General features: G+C 72.5%; 19 protein-coding genes, 1 pseudogene and 1 riboswitch. Of the genes and pseudogenes, 10 read left to right on the forward strand and 10 right to left on the reverse strand.

All coding sequences use genetic code 11. The features are described from left to right. Nucleotides 1-36: 36 nt before the first annotated feature. Nucleotides 37-1,359: a D-alanyl-D-alanine carboxypeptidase family protein gene (locus AQJ84_RS30540; protein WP_030043236.1), complete on the forward strand. Its 1,323-nt coding sequence runs from the start codon at nucleotides 37-39 to the stop codon at nucleotides 1,357-1,359. On the opposite strand, the gene AQJ84_RS30545 is transcribed toward AQJ84_RS30540, so the two are convergent. From AQJ84_RS30545 to AQJ84_RS30560, 4 genes are read right to left on the reverse strand one after another with little or no spacing between them, the layout of a single operon-like run. Continuing rightward, entirely contained in the window at nucleotides 1,307-2,227 is a 921-nt protein-coding gene (locus AQJ84_RS30545) for a YihY/virulence factor BrkB family protein (protein WP_030043235.1), read from the reverse strand. The two genes, AQJ84_RS30540 and AQJ84_RS30545, sit on opposite strands and share 53 nt — an antisense overlap. Continuing rightward, a complete protein-coding gene (locus AQJ84_RS30550) occupies nucleotides 2,215-2,688 on the reverse strand; it encodes a GtrA family protein (RefSeq protein ID WP_051870149.1) in 474 nt (157 codons plus the stop codon). Before AQJ84_RS30550 ends, AQJ84_RS30545 begins: the two co-directional genes overlap by 13 nt. Beyond that, on the reverse strand, nucleotides 2,685-3,677 hold the full coding sequence (locus AQJ84_RS30555) for a decaprenyl-phosphate phosphoribosyltransferase (protein ID WP_063753166.1): 993 nt from the start codon (nucleotides 3,675-3,677) through the stop codon (nucleotides 2,685-2,687). The genes AQJ84_RS30550 and AQJ84_RS30555 overlap by 4 nt, the downstream gene beginning before the upstream one ends. After that, nucleotides 3,670-4,179, reverse strand: a complete 510-nt coding sequence (locus AQJ84_RS30560; protein ID WP_030043232.1) for a phosphatase PAP2 family protein — start codon at nucleotides 4,177-4,179, stop codon at nucleotides 3,670-3,672. Before AQJ84_RS30560 ends, AQJ84_RS30555 begins: the two co-directional genes overlap by 8 nt. 133 nt (nucleotides 4,180-4,312) lie before the next feature. Between AQJ84_RS30560 and AQJ84_RS30565 the strand changes: the two genes are divergently transcribed. Both AQJ84_RS30565 and AQJ84_RS30570 read left to right on the forward strand, forming a co-directional pair. Beyond that, nucleotides 4,313-5,668 carry an FAD-binding oxidoreductase gene (locus AQJ84_RS30565; protein ID WP_030043231.1) on the forward strand — a complete coding sequence of 452 codons (1,356 nt, stop codon included), beginning with the start codon at nucleotides 4,313-4,315 and terminating at the stop codon, nucleotides 5,666-5,668. A gap of 45 nt (nucleotides 5,669-5,713) precedes the next feature. Continuing rightward, nucleotides 5,714-6,469 carry a decaprenylphospho-beta-D-erythro-pentofuranosid-2-ulose 2-reductase gene (locus AQJ84_RS30570; protein WP_030043230.1) on the forward strand — a complete coding sequence of 252 codons (756 nt, stop codon included), beginning with the start codon at nucleotides 5,714-5,716 and terminating at the stop codon, nucleotides 6,467-6,469. A gap of 65 nt (nucleotides 6,470-6,534) precedes the next feature. Here the strand turns inward: AQJ84_RS30570 and AQJ84_RS30575 are convergent, their stop codons facing one another. Both AQJ84_RS30575 and trpS read right to left on the reverse strand, forming a co-directional pair. After that, nucleotides 6,535-7,113 carry a 2'-5' RNA ligase family protein gene (locus tag AQJ84_RS30575; RefSeq protein WP_030043229.1) on the reverse strand — a complete coding sequence of 193 codons (579 nt, stop codon included), beginning with the start codon at nucleotides 7,111-7,113 and terminating at the stop codon, nucleotides 6,535-6,537. Between the two features lie 138 nt (nucleotides 7,114-7,251). Continuing rightward, nucleotides 7,252-8,265: a tryptophan--tRNA ligase gene (gene trpS / locus AQJ84_RS30580; RefSeq protein WP_030043228.1), complete on the reverse strand. Its 1,014-nt coding sequence runs from the start codon at nucleotides 8,263-8,265 to the stop codon at nucleotides 7,252-7,254. Between the two features lie 100 nt (nucleotides 8,266-8,365). On the opposite strand from trpS, the gene AQJ84_RS30585 reads away from it, so the two are divergent. From AQJ84_RS30585 to AQJ84_RS30595, 3 genes are all read left to right on the forward strand, one after another. Further along, on the forward strand, nucleotides 8,366-8,968 hold the full coding sequence (locus AQJ84_RS30585) for an RNA polymerase sigma factor (RefSeq protein WP_198536376.1): 603 nt from the start codon (nucleotides 8,366-8,368) through the stop codon (nucleotides 8,966-8,968). Then, nucleotides 8,955-9,935 carry a hypothetical protein gene (locus AQJ84_RS30590; RefSeq protein ID WP_053192528.1) on the forward strand — a complete coding sequence of 327 codons (981 nt, stop codon included), beginning with the start codon at nucleotides 8,955-8,957 and terminating at the stop codon, nucleotides 9,933-9,935. Before AQJ84_RS30585 ends, AQJ84_RS30590 begins: the two co-directional genes overlap by 14 nt. Nucleotides 9,936-10,033: 98 nt before the next feature. After that, nucleotides 10,034-10,807 carry a hypothetical protein gene (locus AQJ84_RS30595; RefSeq protein ID WP_225877377.1) on the forward strand — a complete coding sequence of 258 codons (774 nt, stop codon included), beginning with the start codon at nucleotides 10,034-10,036 and terminating at the stop codon, nucleotides 10,805-10,807. Between the two features lie 191 nt (nucleotides 10,808-10,998). Here the strand turns inward: AQJ84_RS30595 and AQJ84_RS30600 are convergent, their stop codons facing one another. From AQJ84_RS30600 to AQJ84_RS30610, 3 genes are all read right to left on the reverse strand, one after another. Next, nucleotides 10,999-12,447: a glycine hydroxymethyltransferase gene (locus tag AQJ84_RS30600; protein ID WP_030043225.1), complete on the reverse strand. Its 1,449-nt coding sequence runs from the start codon at nucleotides 12,445-12,447 to the stop codon at nucleotides 10,999-11,001. A 31-nt stretch (nucleotides 12,448-12,478) separates the two neighbouring features. Further along, nucleotides 12,479-12,566: riboswitch (ZMP/ZTP riboswitch) on the reverse strand. Nucleotides 12,567-12,811: 245 nt separating this feature from the next. Next, nucleotides 12,812-13,996 (reverse strand): glutathionylspermidine synthase family protein, encoded by a 1,185-nt coding sequence (locus AQJ84_RS30605; RefSeq protein WP_030043224.1) that lies wholly within the window; start codon nucleotides 13,994-13,996, stop codon nucleotides 12,812-12,814. A 31-nt stretch (nucleotides 13,997-14,027) separates the two neighbouring features. After that, entirely contained in the window at nucleotides 14,028-14,411 is a 384-nt protein-coding gene (locus tag AQJ84_RS30610) for a hypothetical protein (protein ID WP_030043223.1), read from the reverse strand. 133 nt (nucleotides 14,412-14,544) lie between these two features. On the opposite strand from AQJ84_RS30610, the pseudogene AQJ84_RS30615 reads away from it, so the two are divergent. Beyond that, a pseudogene (locus AQJ84_RS30615) lies at nucleotides 14,545-15,357 on the forward strand (hypothetical protein); the annotation flags it as partial. Nucleotides 15,358-15,749: 392 nt separating this feature from the next. Here the strand turns inward: AQJ84_RS30615 and pdxR are convergent. Then, nucleotides 15,750-17,135: a MocR-like pyridoxine biosynthesis transcription factor PdxR gene (gene pdxR, locus AQJ84_RS30620; RefSeq protein WP_053191802.1), complete on the reverse strand. Its 1,386-nt coding sequence runs from the start codon at nucleotides 17,133-17,135 to the stop codon at nucleotides 15,750-15,752. Nucleotides 17,136-17,182: 47 nt separating this feature from the next. Between pdxR and AQJ84_RS30625 the strand changes: the two genes are divergently transcribed. Genes AQJ84_RS30625 through AQJ84_RS30635 form a run of 3 tightly spaced genes read left to right on the forward strand, consistent with a single transcriptional unit; the run spans nucleotide 17,183 to nucleotide 18,857 of the window. Continuing rightward, on the forward strand, nucleotides 17,183-17,692 hold the full coding sequence (locus AQJ84_RS30625) for a carboxymuconolactone decarboxylase family protein (protein ID WP_030043221.1): 510 nt from the start codon (nucleotides 17,183-17,185) through the stop codon (nucleotides 17,690-17,692). Between the two features lie 44 nt (nucleotides 17,693-17,736). Further along, nucleotides 17,737-18,138 (forward strand): carboxymuconolactone decarboxylase family protein, encoded by a 402-nt coding sequence (locus tag AQJ84_RS30630; RefSeq protein WP_051870152.1) that lies wholly within the window; start codon nucleotides 17,737-17,739, stop codon nucleotides 18,136-18,138. After that, complete coding sequence (locus tag AQJ84_RS30635; RefSeq protein ID WP_030043219.1) at nucleotides 18,135-18,857, forward strand: isocitrate lyase/PEP mutase family protein; 723 nt, start codon at nucleotides 18,135-18,137, stop codon at nucleotides 18,855-18,857. The genes AQJ84_RS30630 and AQJ84_RS30635 overlap by 4 nt, the downstream gene beginning before the upstream one ends. The last annotated feature ends 4 nt before the right edge of the window (nucleotides 18,858-18,861 follow it).

The following is an 18,861-nucleotide window of genomic DNA, read 5'->3' on the forward strand; positions in this document are numbered from 1 at the left end:
GGGACTTCACGCCCTGTGGCATGTACGTTCCTGACCGTGCCCGCTCCCAAGAAGACCGTCAGGCGATCCCTGCTGGTCACTTCCGTCGCCCTGTCGTCCGTCGTGTCGTCGCTCGCGCTGACCGCTCCTGTCGCCGTGGCGGCCCCGAGTCCCTCACCGAGTCCGTCCGCGAGTCCGTCGGTCACTCCCCCGGCGAACATGTCGACCGTCGGCGGCGCACGCCTGGGCCAGGCCGGGCCGCAGGTCAACCTGGCGAGCGGGGTTCCGGTGCTGCCCAAGGGGCTGACCGCGCGTTCGTGGATCGTCGCCGACGCCGAGTCCGGTGACGTCCTGGCGGCCAACAACGCGCACTGGCGGCTGCCCCCGGCGAGCACCCTGAAGATGCTGTTCGCGGACACGCTCCTGCCGAAGTTCGCGAAGACCGCGAAGCACAAGGTCGTCCCGACCGACCTGGCCGGCATCGGTTCCGGCTCCAGCATGGTCGGCATAAAGGAGGGCGAGACGTACTCGGTCCACGACCTGTGGCTCGGCGTCTTCCTGCGCTCCGGCAACGACGCCGTGCACGTCCTGTCCGCGATGAACGACGGCGTCGACAACACCGTCGCGGAGATGAACGCGCACGCCGAGGAGCTCCAGGCCCTCGACACGCACGCGGTCAGCCCGGACGGCTACGACGAACCCCGCCAGGTGTCCTCGGCCTACGACCTGACCCTGATCGCCCGTTCCGGGCTGCAGAAGAAGGACTTCCGCGAGTACAGCTCCACGGTGTCCGCGAAGTTCCCGGGCGCGACGGTCCGCAAGAAGGGCAAGACGCGCCGCGACACCTTCGAGATCCAGAACACCAACCGGCTGCTGACCGGCGACTCCGACGTCTCCGTCTACCCGGGCATCGCGGGCGTCAAGAACGGCAACACCACCAACGCCGGCGCCACCTTCACCGGTGTCGCCGAGCGGGGCGGCAAGGTGCTGCTGGTCACCGTCATGAACCCGGAGAAGGACGAGCACAACGAGGTCTACAAGGAGACCGCCAAGCTCTTCGACTGGGGCTTCAAGGCGGCCGGCAAGGTGGAGCCGGTGGGCGAGCTGGTGCCGCCCAGGAGTGCCGCGCAGGCGAGCGCCCAGCCGGGGGCCAACGCCTCCGGCGAGGCCGGAGGCGCGGACAGCGGCGACGGCGGCACGGGCGGGGCGGGAGCCTCGTCGAAGCCGGTGGCCTCCGCCACGGCCGGGGGTGGCTCCGGCGGCATGGGCATCGCCCTCTCGATCACCGGCGGGCTGCTGGTGCTGCTCGCGGGCGCCGCGTTCCTGGTCAACCGCCGCTGGCCGCTGCCGGATCTGGTACGTCGCCGGCCTCGCCCGTAGGTTCGCCCCGCTCCTCGTCCTCCTTGCTCTGCGTCGCCGTCCAGGCGGCGCAGAACAGCACCAGCTTCGCCGTGAAGTTGATCCACAGGAGCAGGGCCACGGGGACGCCGAACGCGCCGTACATGCTCTTCGCGGCCACACCCTGCATGTAGCCGCTCAGCAGCAGCTTCAGCAGCTCGAAGCCGACCGCGCCGGTCAGCGCGGCGACGACCAGGCGGCGGCGCCTCGGCTCGACACCCGGCAGCAGGGTCAGGACGTAGAGCAGGAGCAGGAAGTCGGCGAGTACGGCGACGCCGAACGCGGCGATCCGCAGCAGGACGCTGCCCCAGCCCGCCTTGTCGATGCCGAGCTGCTCGGTGATCCAGCCGACCATCGCGGAGGCGACGGTGGAGGTGGCGAGGGTGACGAGCACGGCCCCGCCGAGCCCGAGGAGGATGCCCAGGTCCTTCGCCTTGCGCAGGACCGCGTTCTCCTCCTCGTCGGGCAGCTCCCACACGGCCCTGAGGCACTCGCGCGTCGAGCCGGCCCAGCCGATACCGGTGAACAGCAGGGCGGCGCCCGCGATGAGGCCGACGGTGCCGGCGTTCTGCACCAGGCCGTCGATGTTGAGCTGGTCGGAGATGCCGGGCACCTGCTCGGCGATCTTGTCCTCCAGCGTGGCCTGCCGCTCCTTGCTGAGCGTCGCCGCGGCGATCGCGGCGGCCACGGTGAGCAGCGGGAAGAGCGCCACGAAGCTGGTGAACGTCATGGCGGCGGCCAGCCGTGTCCACTTCACCCGGTCCAACCGCTCGAACGACCGCCACGCGTGCGTGGCGGTCACGCGGACGACCAGCGGCCCGACGCCGGGGAGTTTTTTCAGCCAGTCCATGATCCGACTCTGCCCTCGTTGCGGAAGACCAATGCCCTGGTGCCCCAGAACCGCAGCACGGTGGCGAGGACCATGCCGATTCCCGACCCGGAGACGGTGTCGGCGCGCTGGGAGGTGAGGCCGAGGCCGTAGTGGCTGACGGCGAGGCACAGCAGTTGGACGAGGGCGCCGGCGACGTTCACGGCGAAGAAGACGGCGTACGGGCGCGGTCCCCTGGGTCTGGCGTCCCGGTACGTACCGAGGGCGTTGCCCGCGTACGCCACCGAGCAGCCCGCGACGAAGGACAGTGCCTTGGCGGCGAGCGGGTCGAGCCCGGCCGGGCCGCGCAGGTGGGTGAAGAGGGCGAGGTCGACGGCGTAGGCGAGCAGGCCGGCGGCGGCGAAGCCGAGCAGTTCCCGGCGGCCGGCCCTCGTGCGCGCGGGCGGGGGTGCGCCGCGGGCCGCCCACGCGCGCGTACTCACCAATTGGCCACCGCCAGGGCGTACATCGCGGCCCAGGCCAGGGCGATCAGGGCGAGGGCCCGGTCGCGCAGGACGACGTCCTCGGGTTCGCCGGCGGTGCCGCGGTCGGCGAAGACGGCGTATCTGAGGATGGCGAGGATGAAGGCGACCATGGACAGCTGGCGCCACGGCAGGACGCCGGTGTGCGGGACGCCGCCCTCCTCCAGGGCCCACAGGCAGTAGCCGAGGACGGCGACGCCGGCCGCGAGCTGCCACACGAAGCGCAGGTAGCCGGTGGTGTACTCGGTGAGCAACGCGCGCGTGGCGCCCGCGTTCCCGGCCAACTGGACGGCCTCGGAGTAGCGCTTGGCCGACACCATGAACAGCGCTCCGAACCCGGTCGTGATCAGGAACCAGCGCGAGAGCGGAATGCCGAGCGCCAGGCCGCCGATCACGGCCCGCATCAGGAACCCGGTCGTCACGACGACGAGGTCGATGACCAGGACGTGCTTGAGGCTGACGCAGTAGGCAAGTTGCATGCCCAGATACGCCGTCAGGAGCGCCGCGACGGCCGGTGAGACCAGCCAGGCCGCGAGAGCCGGCGCGAGGACGCCCAGGGCGGCTCCCACCGCGTACGCGACGGGTACGGGGACCTGGCCGGCGGCGACCGGGCGGTGGCGCTTGGTGGGGTGGGCGCGGTCGGCCTCCGCGTCACGGGCGTCGTTGATCAGATAGACGGCGGCGGCGCAGGCGGTGAAGAGCGCGAAGACGAGCGTGAGTCGGGTGAGGGCGTGCCGGGAGAACAGCTCGCCGGCGGCGGCCGGGGCGGCGACGACCAGGACGTTCTTGACCCACTGCCTGGGGCGCGCGGTCCTGAGGAGACCGCCCAGGAGGCCGCCCCGGAGAGGGCCGCTTCGGGAGGCCGCGGACCGCCGTAGGGGCGAGCGTTGTTCCAGCAGCGTCGCCTCGCCGGGGCGCGCACCGCCTGTCATCGGCGCGGTCTCAGTCATGCGCGCTCCCTCGCATCCAACGTGCCCCGATCCGCGCTGTCAGCGCCCCCAGGGCGGCGCCCGCCGCCACGTCCGAGGGGTAGTGCACGCCGACGACGAGGCGTGACACGCACATCGCGGCGGCCAGCGGCGGGACGGCGTTCACGCCCAGCGCGCCGAAGGCGACCGCGGCGGCCGCGGCCGAGGTGGCGTGCGAGCTCGGGAATGAGTGCCGGCCGGCGGTGCGCACCAGGGGCTCGACGTGCGCCGGGCGAGGCCGACGCACCACCCTCTTCACTCCCATGCTGACGAGGTGGGCGCCCGCGGTGAGCGCCGTCCCGCGCAACCAGACACCGCGCCGCGGGCCGTCCAGGGCCGCGCCCGCGAGACCCGCGGCGAGCCACAGCGCGCCGTGCTCGCCCACCCGGGACAGGACGCGCGCGGTGTTCGCGACGCGTGGGTCGCTGCCGTACGCCCTCAGCGCCGAAAGGATCCGGTGGTCCATGTCGTCGAGATCGTCCATGTGGACTCACTGTTCACGTCAAGGCCGTCAGAACTCCGGCAATATAGAGCGACATCCCATTAATCACCCATTTCGGGGAGGGGGTGAATGTTTCAAAACCAATCGCCCACAGAGGGGCGATACGGTCGCCGACATGTCTGCCGACACCGTCTCCGTCACCGGCTGGGGCCGCACCGCTCCCACCGCCGCGCGTCTGGTCCGCCCCCGGACGTACGAGGAGGCCGCGGCCGCCGTCCGGGACTGCGGGGCCCGCGGAGGCATCCCCAGGGGCCTGGGGCGGGCCTACGGGGACGCGGCGCAGAACGCCGGCGGCGCGGTGTTCGACATGACGGGTCTGGACCGTGTCCACGCCATCGACGCCGACGAGGGGATCGTGCTGTGCGACGCGGGTGTCTCCCTGCACCGGCTGATGCACGTGCTGCTGCCGCTCGGCTGGTTCGTGCCGGTGACGCCCGGCACGCGCTACGTCACGGTCGGCGGCGCGATCGGCGCGGACATCCACGGCAAGAACCACCATGTGTCGGGGTCCTTCTCCCGGCATGTCCTCTCGCTCGAACTCCTCACCGCCGACGGCGAGATCCGCACGGTCGGCCGCGGCACGCCCCTGTTCGACGCGACAGCCGGCGGCATGGGCCTGACCGGAGTGATCCTCACCGCGACGGTCCAGCTCCAGCCGGTCGCCACCTCGTTGATGTCCGTCGACACCGAACGCGCGCGGGACCTCGACGACCTGATGGCCCGTCTGACGGCCACCGACCACCACTACCGTTACTCGGTCGCGTGGATCGACCTGCTGGCGCGTGGCACGGCGACCGGCCGCGCGGTGCTGACCCGGGGCGACCACGCTCCCCTGGAGGCCCTGCCGGAACGCACACGCGCGCGGAGGGACCCGCTGGCCTTCCGCACCTCCCGCCTGCCCGCCGCGCCGGCCTTCCTCCCGGAGGGCCTGCTCACCCGCACGAGCGTCGGGCTCTTCAACGAGCTCTGGTACCGCAGGGCCCCACGCGCGCGTACCGGCGAACTCCAGAGGATGTCCGCCTTCTTCCACCCCCTGGACGGGGTGCCCCAGTGGAACCGGATCTACGGCCGCGGCGGCTTCGTGCAGTACCAGTTCGTCGTCGGCCACGGCCAGGAGGACGCCCTGCGCCGGATCGTCCACCGCATCTCCGAGCGCCGCTGTCCCTCCTTCCTCGCCGTCCTCAAGCGCTTCGGGGACGCCGACCCGGGATGGCTCTCCTTCCCGGTGCCCGGCTGGACGCTCGCCCTGGACGTCCCGGCGGGGATGGCCGGCCTCGGCGCCTTCCTCGACGAGCTGGACGAGGAGGTGGCCGCCGCCGGCGGGCGCGTCTACCTCGCCAAGGACTCCCGCCTGCGCCCCGAACTGCTGACCGCGATGTACCCCCGCCTGGACGACTTCCGCGCGCTGCGCGCGGAGCTGGACCCGCGCGGGGTGTTCGTGTCGGACCTGGCCCGCCGCCTCAACCTCTAGCCCCTCAGGGCCGCCGGGCCCGGAGGGCATTCGTTAGGAGCTGTCGTGAAGGACGCCTTCGGTATCCCCCAGTCCCTGCTCGTCCTCGGCGGTACGTCGGAGATCGCGCTCGCCACCGCACGCCGGCTGATCGCCCGCCGCACCCGCACGGTGTGGCTGGCGGGGCGCCCCTCCCCCGCCCTGGAGCAGTCCGCGGCCGAGCTGCGCGGCCTCGGGGCCGACGTGCGCACGGTCCCCTTCGACGCGCTCGACCCCGACTCCCACGAGACGTCCCTCGGCAAGGTCTTCGCCGAGGGCGACGTCGACATGGTGCTGCTCGCCTTCGGGATCCTCGGCGACCAGGCGCACGACGAACGCGAACCGATCAACGCGGTACGGGTCGCCCAGACCAACTACACCGGCGCGGTGTCGGCGGGCCTCGTCTCCGCGCGCGCGTTGCAGACCCAGGGCCACGGCTCGCTCGTGGTGCTCTCCTCCGTGGCCGGCGAGCGCGCCCGCCGCTCCAACTTCATCTACGGCTCCAGCAAGGCCGGCCTCGACGCCTTCGCCCAGGGGCTGGGCGACGCCCTGCACGGCACCGGCGTACACGTGATGGTGGTACGCCCCGGGTTCGTCCGCTCGAAGATGACCGCGGGCCGTCCGGAGGCACCGCTGGCGACCACACCGGAAGCCGTGGCGACGGCCATCGAGCTGGGGCTGCGGCGCCGCTCGGAGACGGTGTGGGTGCCCGGCGCGCTGCGCGTGGTGATGTCGGCACTGCGGCACGTGCCGAGGAGCCTGTTCCGGCGGCTGCCGGTCTGACGCCGCCCGGCGGCCCTGCACGGCGTCCGGACACCGTGAGGGTGCCGACGGGCCGGCGGAGGCGCTCAGTGCGCCGGCAGGCCTCGTTCGGACGGGGCCGACGCCTGCGGTGGGACGACCGCGCCGCCGAACACGTACTCGTGCAGCTTGCGCCACACGCCGTCGGCGCCCTGTTCGTAGAGGGCGAAGCCGGTGCAGGGCCACTCGGCCCGGTAGTCGGCGAGTTCCTCGAAGGCGCGGTCCATGGCGTCGTCGTCGATGCCGTGCGCGACGGTGACGTGCGGGTGGTACGGGAACTGCAGTTCGCGTGCCACGGGGCCGGAGGCGTCCCGGACCTGCTTCTGCAGCCAGGTGCAGGCCTCGGCGCCCTCGGCGACCTGGACGTACACCACCGGCGAGAGCGGCCGGAACGTGCCCGTGCCGGCCAGTCGCATGGGGAACGGCCGGCCGGCCGCGGCGACCTCGGTCAGGTGCGCCTCGACGGCCTGGAGCGCGGTGTCGTCGATCTCCGTCGGCGGCAGCAGGGTGACGTGCGTGGGAATGCCGTGCGCTGCCGCGTCGCCGAAGCTCGCGCGCAGCTGTTGGAGCAGGCTGCCGTGAGGCTCCGGGACCGCGATCGACACGCCGATCGTTAGGGTCCCCACGTCGTCTCCTGTCGTCCTGTCGGTTTCGTTCCCAGCCGTCCGGCTATCGACTGTACGGCCACGGGTGTGTTGTGGGCAGGCGCAACCGTAGTGATGTGCAGCGCTCTGCCCGGTGGTGCGGCTGTGCGGTGGTGCGCCTCAGTGCTTGGCGGGCAGGAAGCCCACCTTGTCGTACGCCTGGGAGAGGGTCTCCGCGGCGACGGCACGTGCCTTCTCCGCGCCCTTGGCGAGGATCGAGTCCAGCGTCTCCGGGTCGTCCAGGTACTGCTGGGTGCGCTCACGGAACGGCGTCACGAACCCGATCATGATCTCGGCGAGGTCCGTCTTGAGGGCGCCGTACCCCTTGCCCTCGTACTTCTGCTCCAGGTCCGCGACGGCCTCGCCCGTGAGGGTCGAGTGGATGGTGAGCAGGTTGCTGACGCCCGGCTTGTTCTGCGCGTCGAAGCGGATCACGGTGTCGGTGTCGGTGACCGCGCTCTTGACCTTCTTGGCGGTGGCCTTCGGGTCGTCGAGGAGGTTGATGAGGCCCTTCGGCATGGACGCCGACTTGCTCATCTTGATCGACGGGTCCTGGAGGTCGTAGATCTTCGCCGTCTCCTTGAGGATGTACGGCTTCGGGATGGTGAAGGTCTGTCCGAACCGGCCGTTGAAGCGCTCCGCGAGGTCACGGGTGAGCTCGATGTGCTGACGCTGGTCCTCGCCGACCGGGACCTCGTTGGCCTGGTAGAGCAGGATGTCCGCGACCTGGAGGATCGGGTACGTGAACAGGCCGACGGACGCCCGGTCCGCGCCCTGCTTGGCGGACTTGTCCTTGAACTGGGTCATGCGGGACGCCTCGCCGAAACCGGTGAGGCAGTTCATGATCCAGGCGAGCTGGGCGTGCTCGGGGACGTGGCTCTGGACGAAGAGCGTGCAGCGCTCCGGGTCGAGACCGGCCGCCAGGAGCTGGGCGGCGGCCAGGCGGGTGTTCGCGCGCAGGTCCGCGGGGTCCTGCGGGATCGTGATCGCGTGCAGGTCGACGACCATGTAGAACGCGTCGTGGGACTCCTGCAGGGCCACCCACTGGCGGACGGCGCCGAGGTAGTTGCCGAGGTGGAACGAGCCTGCGGTGGGCTGGATTCCGGAGAGCACGCGGGGTCGGTCAGAGGCCATGCCCACCATTCTCTCAGGTCTCCGGGGGCGATCCGGAACTGGTCGGAAACAGATGTGACACAGGTGGGAACCGATCCGCCCCGGGCGGTGTACCAAGAATGTGAGGACGCGGGAGGGGGGCCGCATCGTCGATGAGGCCGCGGTGATCGCACGCGTACGCGCCGGAGAGCCGGAGGCGTATGCGGAGCTGGTGCGGGCGCATACGGGCCTCGCGCTCAGGGCGGCCGCCGCGCTCGGGGCGGGGGCGGACGCGGAGGACGTGGTGCAGCAGGCCTTCGTCAAGGCGTACTGCGCGCTGGGCCGGTTCAAGGACGGCGCGTCGTTCAAGCCGTGGCTGCTGTCGATCGTGGCCAATGAGACGAGGAACACAGTGCGGACGGCGGCCCGTCAGCGGACGCTCGCCGGCCGTGAGGCGGCGCTCGCGGAGGCTGAGCCGCTGATACCGGAGTCCGCGGACCCGGCCGTGGCCACACTGGAGGCAGAGCGCCGCGCAGCCCTCCTGACCGCCCTGGAGGAGCTGAGCGAGGAGCACCGCCTGGTCGTCACCTACCGCTACCTGCTGGAGATGGACGAGCCCGAGACCGCCCAGGCACTGGGCTGGCCGCGGGGCACGGTCAAGTCCCGGCTGAACCGCGCGCTGCGCAAGATGAGCCGTCTGCTGCCGGATTTCCAGCCCCGGGAAGGGGGTGATGAGCGTGAGTGAGAAGCGGGATGGGGACGAGTGCGGCGGTGCGGCGGGCCGGAGGCAGGATGCGGACGGCGGTGCGGTCGGGGCCGGTGACCGGGGCGCCGGAGAGGGAGCGGCGTCCGGGCACCGGCGGGACGAGGCCGCCCGGCTGCCGGCGGAGTTGCGGGCGCTGGGGCGTTCGCTGGACCCGCCGAGTGGCCCCGGGTCGGAGTCGATGGTCGAGCGGGTGCTGGAGCAGATACTCGCCGAGCGGGTGCCGGCTCCGGTGGCCGAGCCGCCGGGGGCCGGTGAGCGACTACGGGCTGCCCGGTACTGGACGCGGACGCGGTGGCGGTCGCTGACCGCGGCGCTGTGCGGCCTGCTGACGGTGCTCGTGCTCACGCCCCCGGTGCGGGCGGCGGTCCTCGACTGGTTCGACTTCGGCGGGGTCGAGGTGCGCCACGACCCGTCGGCGGCGCCCTCGGCCGGCGCGGAGGTGCCCGGCTGCGGGCGGTCGGTGTCGCTCGCGCGGGCCGGCCGGGAGGCCGGGTTCGAGCCGCTGGTGCCCCCGGCGCTGGGCGTACCGGACGCGGTGTCGGTGACCGACGAGCCGCGGGGGCGGTTCCTGGTGACCCTGTGCTGGCGGGAGCGGGGGCACACCGTCCGGTTGGACCAGTACCCGGCCCGTCTCGACATCGGCTTCGCCAAGAGCGTGCCCGAGCAGCCCTTGTGGATCTCGCTGAGCGACAACCCGTCGGACGTCGGCTCCACCGGCGACACCGCCCTGTGGTTTCCGCGCCCGCACCTGCTGGGTTTCTGGCTGGTGGACGCGGGCGGCACCCGCTACACCCGCGAGCAGCGGACCGCCGGGCCCACGCTGCTGTGGATGCACGGAGCCGGCGGTGCGGACGTGACGCTGCGACTGGAGGGGGTGGCCTCGAAGGAACGGGCGGTGGAGATCGCGAAGTCCTTCGAGGGGCCCCGGGGACAGTCGCCGAAATAGCGCGCCCGGGGTGGGAACCCCGAGGGGTCGGGCGGTGTACCAGAAGTGACACGCGGCTCGCGGACGGGCCGCACGGATCGTCTGGTGGGGGGGCACTGATGCGCAGGAGCGGAGTCCGCAGGCGGGACAGGCGTCGTGAACTGGCGGTGTGGACGGGGATGTCGGTCACGGCACTCGCGCTCCTGATGGCGGGCGCGTCACCGGCGTCGGCCGGCGGCCCGACGAGCGTACTGCTGGTCTCGCCGCGGAGCACCGAGACGGCGTCGCTGTACCACTCCGACAGGCAGTACGAGGAGCTCACGCAGCTGCTCGGCGCACCGGACAAGGGCGTCGTCGACAGGCCGCCCGAGGCCGATCTGGCCGAGAGTCGGCAGATCAACGTCACGTGGATGGTGCACGACGTGACGCCGTGGCGGCGTGATCGGGTGTTCATGGCCGACGAGGGGAGGGAGGCCTGGATACACACGGCGGCGAACGAGCCGGCGTTGCCGGCCGGCGTCTGGCACCGCGCCGGGCACCCGGATCGGCTCCACGGCCTGCTCGAGGAGCTGGGCCTGATGGGCAGGGCCTCGCCCGACGGCTCCTCCGGTATCGCCTACCCCGCTCCGTGGCAGGCCGAGGAGGATGCGGCGGCCGGGACCGCCGCGGGCGCTACCGGCAGTGCGGGCACGGCGGGACAGACGGGCCCGGAGACGGCGGCCTCCCCGTCGGCGATGTCAGGGGCAAAAGACCGCATCGGGTGGTGGTGGGCGCTTCCCGGCGCGGCGGCGGGGGCGGGGCTGGCACTCATCCTGCGACCGTTCACCTCCCGGCGGCCGCCGCACCGCTCACGCCGGGTGGAGGAACCGAGGCAGGAGCTGCTCGACGGGTGAGGACGGACGAGATGGGGGGATGGCAGGGCCAGGGCGTGCGGACGGGGCGGGACGACGGAGGGCGGGAGGGGATGTGGATATGCCGCCGCGTGGGCGAGCGCGCTGCGGATACGCCGCGCGGCGGCCCGGCCGGGTGCCGGACCGCCGCGGGTGGGACCACGACAGGGGCGGATCAGGACCCGCCCGCCAGGTCAGCCGAGGTCGATCTCCGGGTACAGCGGGAAGCCCGCCACCAGGTCGGTGGCCCGGTGGGAGATCTCGTCCGAGATCTTCGGGTCGAGGACGTGCTGGGCCTTGGAAGGGGCGCCCTTGCTGGTGGTGCCGGCCTCCGTGGAGGTGAGGACGCGGTCGATGAGGCCCGCGACCTCGTCCATCTCGGCAGTGCCGAGACCACGCGTGGTCAGGGCGGGGGTGCCGATGCGGATGCCGGAGGTGTACCAGGCCCCGTTGGGGTCGGAGGGGATGGCGTTGCGGTTGGTGACGATGCCCGAGTCGAGCAGAGCGGCCTCGGCCTGGCGGCCGGTGAGGCCGTAGGAGGAGGCGACGTCGATCAGGTTGAGGTGGTTGTCCGTGCCGCCGGTGACGAGGGTGGCTCCGCGCCTCATCAGGCCCTCGGCGAGGGCGCGGGAGTTGTCCACGATGCGCTGGGCGTAGTCCTGGAAGGAAGGCTGACGGGCCTCGGCGAGGGCGACGGCCTTGGCGGCCATGACGTGCGGGAGCGGGCCGCCGAGCACCATCGGGCAGCCACGGTCGACCTGGTCCTTTAGGGAGTCGTCGCACAGGACCATGCCGCCACGCGGGCCGCGCAGGGACTTGTGGGTGGTGGTGGTGACGATCTGGGCGTGCGGGACCGGGTCGAAGTCACCGGTCAGTACCTTGCCCGCCACCAGGCCGGCGAAGTGGGCCATGTCGACCATCAGGGTCGCCCCGACCTCGTCGGCGATCTCGCGCATGATCCGGAAGTTCACGAGACGGGGGTAGGCGGAGTAGCCGGCGACGATGATCAGCGGCTTGAACTCGCGGGCCGTGGCGCGCAGGGCCTCGTAGTCGAGGATGCCGGTGGCGGGGTCGGTGCCGTAGGAGCGCTGGTCGAACATCTTGCCGGAGATGTTCGGGCGGAAGCCGTGGGTGAGGTGGCCGCCGGCGTCCAGGGACATGCCGAGCATGCGCTGGTTGCCGAAGGCTCGGCGGAGCTCGGCCCAGTCGGCCTCGGAGAGGTCGTTGACCTGGCGGACGCCGGCCTTCTCCAGGGCGGGGACCTCGACTCGCTGGGCGAGGACCGACCAGAAGGCGACAAGGTTGGCGTCGATGCCGGAGTGCGGCTGGACGTAGGCGTGGCGGGCGCCGAACAGCTCGCGCGCGTGCTCGGCGGCGAGGGACTCGACGGTGTCGACGTTGCGGCAGCCGGCGTAGAAGCGGCGGCCGATGGTGCCCTCGGCGTACTTGTCGCTGAACCAGTTGCCCATGGCCAGGAGGGTGGCCGGGGAGGCGTAGTTCTCGGAGGCGATCAGCTTGAGCATCTCGCGCTGGTCGGCGACCTCCTGGCCGATGGCGTCGGCCACGCGCGGCTCGACGGCGCGGATCACGTCGAGGGCGGCACGGAAGGCGGTGGACTCGTGGGAGAGGGGTTCGGCTGGCATGGGGACCTCCGGACGTCGTGTTCAGCGTTCACGGTACGGCCCAGGCGCACGGCACTCGGTTCCTCGGGCCGCTCCCCGATGGTCCGTCCCATCCCAGCGCGCCAGTCACGACCCGCCGGTCAGCCTACCGGGCGGGTGGGAGCGGGCGGCTCCCGCGTCCACCATGCGAGCGACGGCGGGAAGGGGGCCGCTGCCACGCCGGGGAGAGCTCGCGAAGGCACCGGGAGAGGCCGCTCGCGACGGCCGGGACGGCCTCGTGGCCATGCGGTCCGGCTGCTCGGCGCTGCCGATGCCCACCAGCTCGCCGGGCTGTGCCGCGCCGGGGCCGCGGGGCCCTGCGCAGCCCCGGCCGGCCCCGGTGGGCTCAGCGGATGACGTGGGGCAGGAAGCGGGCGTACTCGTCGGTGATCAGGCCGGAGGACTCACGGATGCCCAGGCCCGCGGACTCGTTCTCCACGACCCAGGCGCCGAGGACGACGCGGTTGCCGTCGAAGTCGGGAAGGGGGGCCAACTCCTGGTAGCAGCAGGCCTCCTCGCGAGGGGCGGGGGCGGTCTCGGGCTCGTGGACCGTGACCCCGGCGCCCTCGCGGCCCAGCAGGGGCTTGGCGACGTAGCCGGTCGTCGTCGCCAGTTCGCGCGGGCCGTCCAGGTAGGCGGGGAGGAGGTTGGGGTGTCCTGGGAACAGTTCCCAGAGGATGGCCAGCAGGGCCTTGTTGCTGAGCAGCATCTTCCAGGCCGGCTCGATCCACAGGGTGCTGCCCGTGCCGCCGCCGTTGTCGAGGGTGCCGAGCACGTGGTCGGCGAAGCGGTCGGTGGTGAGCCATTCCCAGGGGTAGAGCTTGAAGCAGCTGCGGATGAAGCGGAGTTGGTTGTCGACGAAGCGGCCCGAGAGCGGGTCCCAGCCGATCTCCTCCATGGAGATCCAGTCGGTGTCGAGGCCGGCCTGTTCGGCGGTCTCCTTCAGATAGGCGACCGTCATGAGGTCCTCGCCGAGTTCGTCGGCGGAGGAGTGCGCGAAGTAGAGGGGGCTGCCGGGCGGGAGGAGGGCGGACTGCTTCTTCCAGGCGTCGACGAGACGTTCGTGGAGGGAGTTCCACTGGTCGGCGCCGGGGAAGCGCTCCTCCATCCAGAACCACTGGGGGGAGGCCGCCTCGACGAGGGAGGTGGGTGTGTCGGCGTTGTACTCCAGGAGCCTCGCCGGGCCCCTGCCGTCGTAGCGGAGGTCGAAACGGCCGTAGACGGAGGGGAGTTCGGCGCGGCGGTGCCAGGCCTCGGCGACCGCTTCCGCCACGCGGGGGTCGGTGATGCCGAGGTCGGCGAAGCGTTCGGTGGCGACGATGTGCTCGGCTGCCGTCAGGCACATGCGGTGGAGTTCCTCGACGACCTCCTCCAGCGCCTCGACCTCGGCGAGCGTGAAGGAGTAGTAGGCGCTCTCGTCCCAGTAGGGGCGCAGGGAGTCGTCGGGGTAACGGGTGAGCGGATAGATGAGGCCCTGGGCCTCGACGGTCTGCTGCCAGCCGGGGCGTGGCTCGATGGTGTGGCGTTTCATGCGGCGCTGCGCTTCCTCGGGGGTTGGTCGGTCAGCCGCCGGAGCTGCCCTTGCCGCTGCCGCCGCTGTCACCGCTGCCGAAGCCGCCGCGGTCGATGCCCCCGCTGCTGCCACTGCTGCCGCTGCTGCCGCTCGTGCTCGAACTGCCGGACTTCTTGCCGGACTTGGTGAAGGAGCCGCCCTTGATCCAGCCGCTCTTCTTCTTGCCGCCGTAGTAGTAGGCGCCGTTGACGGTGGTGGCGGACTTGCAGTTGCGGTCGTCGACGATTTCGTAGCCCTTGGAGGCGGTGTAGCTGTCGCGGTCGACGCAACGCTTGTCGGGGTCCGAGGAGCAGGCTGTCAGGGCTGCGGCGAGCAGTCCCACGCCGCCGAGTGCGACCGTGCCCGAGCGGAGTTGCCGACGTGCGTCTGCCATGTTCATGTCTCCCCGTTGGTCGGGCCGGTGGCCCGCTGCGTTGTACGGCGGTCAGCCTAGAGATCGGTAAGAGCGGGCGTGCGGGCGGCCCACCTGTCATGTCCTCCCCTAGAGTCGCTATGTGCTCTTTGGAATGATGTGCGCCCTTGGTGCCGCGGTCTGCTTCGGTACGGCGACGGTGTTGCAGGCGATGGCGGCCCGGGCGGCGAACACCGGGGAGGGCGGCGGCGAGGCGGCGCTGTTCCTGCGGGCGGTCCGTCAGTGGCGCTATCTGGCCGGGCTGGCGCTGGACGGGCTGGGGTTCCTGTTGCAGGTGGCCGCGCTGCGGTCGATTCCCCTCTACACGGTCGGGGCCGCCCTGGCGTCGAGCCTCGCGGTGACGGCGGTGGTCGCGGCACGGCTGCTGCGTGTGCGGCTGAGCGGCGGCGAGTGGGGCGCGGTGGCGTTGGTGTGTACCGGACTCGCACTGCTCGGGGTCGCGTCGGGCACCGAGGGGGACCGGGCCGGGTCGACGGCACTGAAGTACGCGATGCTCGCCACCGCCGTGGCCGTGCTGTTGCTCGGGCTGTGCGGCGGGCGGCTGCCGGAGCGCGGGCGGGCGTCGGTGCTCGGACTGGGCGCCGGGCTGGGGTTCGGGGTCGTGGAGGTCTCGGTCCGCCTGATCGACTCGCTCGCGCCCTCCGACCTGCTCGCGAACCCCGCGACGTACGCCCTGCTGCTGGGCGGCGGGGCCGCGTTCCTGTCGTTGACCTCGGCGCTGCAGCGCGGCTCGGTGACCACGGCCACCGCGGCGATGGTGATCGGGGAGACGATCGGGCCGGCGGCGGTGGGCGTGGTGTGGCTGGGCGACCGTACGCGGGAGGGGATGGCGTGGGTGGCGGTGCTGGGGTTCCTCGTGGCCGTGGCGGGCGCGTTGGCGCTGGCGCGGTTCGGGGAGGCACCCCCGCAGACCCCACAGACCCCACAGACCCCGGAGACCCCACAGACCGAGGAGACCCAGGAGACACCGCAGACATCAGAGACACCGCAGACCCCGCAGACCCAGGAGGTCCCACCCCACGAAGCCCCACCCGGGAAGACCCCTCCCCCGGCCGGCCCCGGGGTCTCCCCGGGCTCCACCCGGAGGTCCCGGAACTGACCTGCCGCCCCTTACGACGAGCCGCTGACGTACGCACGACGGCCACGGCCGGGCGCTCGGAGGTCGGGTTCGACGGACAGCAGCCGCTCCAGCGCGACCGGCAGCAGCCCTACGGCCGCCCCCGCGCTCAAGGGCTCACCTCCGCGAACCGCCCACGGCCCGCCACGCCACCACCCCGCACTCCACCGTCCTCCGCCCCCTCACGGCAACACCCTGCACAGCGCCTCCAACGCCCCCGCCCACGCGTGGTCGGGCGGGGTCCCGTACCCCACCACCAGCGCGTCCAGTTTCTCGGCGGCCGCCGACTCGTGGCGGAAGAAGGAGAGGCCGTAGACGGCCAGGCCCTGCCAGGTCGCGGCCTGCATCACGGACTGTTCGGTGCCGGCGGGCAGGGCCAGCACGGCGTGCAGACCGGCCGCGATGCCCGTGACCCGGACGTCGGGCGCCTCGGTGGCGACGGCCTTGACCAGGGCGTCCCGGCGGCGGCGGTAGCGCAGACGGGCGCCGCGCACGTGGCGGTCGTAGGCCCCGGACGTGATGAACTCCGCCAGGGTGAGCTGGTCGAGGACGCCACAGGTGTCGATGCCGCCCTTGGCCCGCGCCGCCGCGTCCGCCAAATCCGGCGGCAGCACCATCCAGGCCAGGCGCAGGGCGGGCGCGAGGGACTTGCTGGCGGTGCCGAGATAGACGACGCGGTCCGGGTCGAGGCCCTGGAGGGCGCCGACCGGCTGGCGGTCGTAGCGGAACTCGCCGTCGTAGTCGTCCTCCAGGACCAGTCCGCCGGTGCGCCGCGCCCAGTCCACGACGACGGCCCGCCGGTCCCGGTGCAGCGGCACGCCCATGGGGAACTGGTGGGCGGGGGTGAGCAGGACGGCCCCCTCGTCGGTGAGGTGCGAGGGATCGGTGCCCAGAGCGTCGAACGGGAGGGGCGGGGTGTGCAGGCCGGCCGCCTTGAGCTGGTCCTCGTGGACGTTCAGGCCGTACGACTCCACCGCGACCGCCCGCACCCCGCGCCCCCGCAGGACGGCGCCGAGCACCTGCAGACCGTGGACGAAGCCGGCGACCACGACGATCCGGTCGGGATGCGTGCGCACGCCCCGGGAGCGGGCGAGGTAGCCGGCGAGGGCGGTGCGCAGCTCGACCCGGCCGCGGGGGTCGCCGTAGCCGAGGGCGTCGTTCGGGGCGGCGGTGAAGGCGCGGCGGGCGGCCTTGAGCCACTCGGCGCGCGGGAAGGAGGCGAGGTCGGGGGCGCCGGGGCGGAGGTCGTACGCCGGACGGTGGCGTTCCCGGGGTGAGGGGGCCGCGCCGGCCGGCGGCACGATCGTCCGCTCGGCCACCCTGGTGCCCGAGCCCTGACGGGCGGTCAGCCAGCCCTCGGCGACCAGGTCGGCGAAGGCGTCGGCGACCGTGTTGCGGGCGACGCCCAGGTCGGCGGCGAGCGCGCGCGAGGAGGGCAGCCGGGTGCCCGGGGTGAGCCGGCCGGACCGTACGGCCTCGCGCAGGGCGTCGGTGAGACCGCGGCGGACGCCCGGCCCGGTCGGTTCCAGGTGCAGATCGACGCCCAGAGTGGCCCACGGTTTCGCCATGGAAGTGGACCATACCCGTGGGCAGCTTCGCTCCTAGGGTCGATGGCATGACGACGACCAACGACACGGCGACGACTGCGCGGTACGTGCCCGAACAGCCGGCCCGGATGCAGTGGGCCCAGCTCGCCCCCGAGGTCTACAAGGCGATGGTCCGCCTCGACACGGCCGCCAGGCAGGGCCTGGACCGCACGCTGTACGAGCTGGTGAAGATCCGCGCCTCGCAGATCAACCACTGCGCCTTCTGCATCGACATGCACAGCAAGGACGCGCTCGCGGGGGGCGAGAGCGTGGAGCGGATCGTCCAGCTCGGCGCCTGGGACGAGTCGCGGCACTTCTACACCGAGAAGGAGCTCGCGGCACTGGAGCTGACCGAGGCGGTGACCGTCCTGACGGACGGGTTCGTGCCGGACGAGGTGTACGAGAAGGCCGCCAAGCACTTCGACGAGGCCGAACTGGCACAGCTGATCTCGGCGATCGCGGTGATCAACGCGTGGAACCGGTTCGGGGTGACCTTCCGTATGGCTCCCGGACACCACGAGCCCGGCCGGCACAAGTGACGGCGCCGCGCACCGGGCTGCTCGACCAGGCCGTCGGCCGGGCCATGTCCGCGCTCAGCGCCGCCGCGAAGAAGGGGCTCGGCGACCCCGCCCTCGCCGAGCTCGTCGTGATCCGCGCCTCGCAGCTCAACCACTGCGCCTTCTGCCTGGACATGCACCTCGCGATCGCCCGCGAGCACGGCGTGCCCCAGCGGCAGCTCGACCTGCTCGCCGCCTGGGAGGAGGCCGAGGGCGTCTACGACGAGCGGGAACGGGCCGCGCTGGCGCTGACCGAGGCGGTCACCGTCCTGACGGACGGGTTCGTGCCCGACGCGGTGTACGAGCAGGCCGCCAAGTACTTCGACAACGCTCGGCTCGCCCACCTGGTCGCGCTGATCGCCGCCATCAACAACTGGAACCGGGTGATGGTCGCCCGCCGGATCCCGCCGGGGGGCCACACATCGTGAGCAAGGTCGAGATCTTCAGCAGGCTCCACCGCGGCCGGACCCCGGACGATCCGCTCGTCCTCCCCGGCCCCTGGGACGCGGCCAGCGCACGGGCCCTGGCGGAGGCCGGATTCCCCGCGCTCGCCACGCCCAGTGCCGCGGTCGCCGCCTCGCTCGGGTACGAGGACGGGGCGACGCCGGCGGGCGAGATGTTCGCGGCGGTCGCGCGGATCGTACGGGCGGTGGACGTGCCGGTGTCGGCGGACGTCGAGGGCGGGTACGGGCTCGCGCCGAAGGAGCTGGTGGAGCGGTTGCTGGAGGCGGGGGCCGTCGGGTGCAACCTCGAGGACTCCGACGGGGGCGTCCTCAAGGACCCGCAGGAGCACGCCGAACGGCTGGCCGAGGTGCGGTACGCGGCCGGTGACCAGCTGTTCGTCAACGCGCGCGTCGACACCTTCCTGCGTGGCGTCCACGATCCCGAGCAGACCATCCGGCGGGCCGCGCTGTACGTCGCCGCGGGCGCCGACTGCGTCTATCCGATCGGCGCCCCGACGACCGTACTGCCGTTGCTGCGGTCCGGGATCCAGGGGCCGATGAACGTGTTCGCCCCCCTGGACGGCGCGGGCCCCTCGCCCGCCGGACTCGGCGAACTCGGGGCCACGCGTGTCACGTTCGGGCCGGGACTGCAGCGGAGGGCCACCGCGGCCCTGCGGGAGATCGCCGCCGGCCTCCGCACGTAGCGGT

The organism is Streptomyces resistomycificus (genome assembly GCF_001514265.1).
Taxonomy (GTDB): domain Bacteria; phylum Actinomycetota; class Actinomycetes; order Streptomycetales; family Streptomycetaceae; genus Streptomyces; species Streptomyces resistomycificus.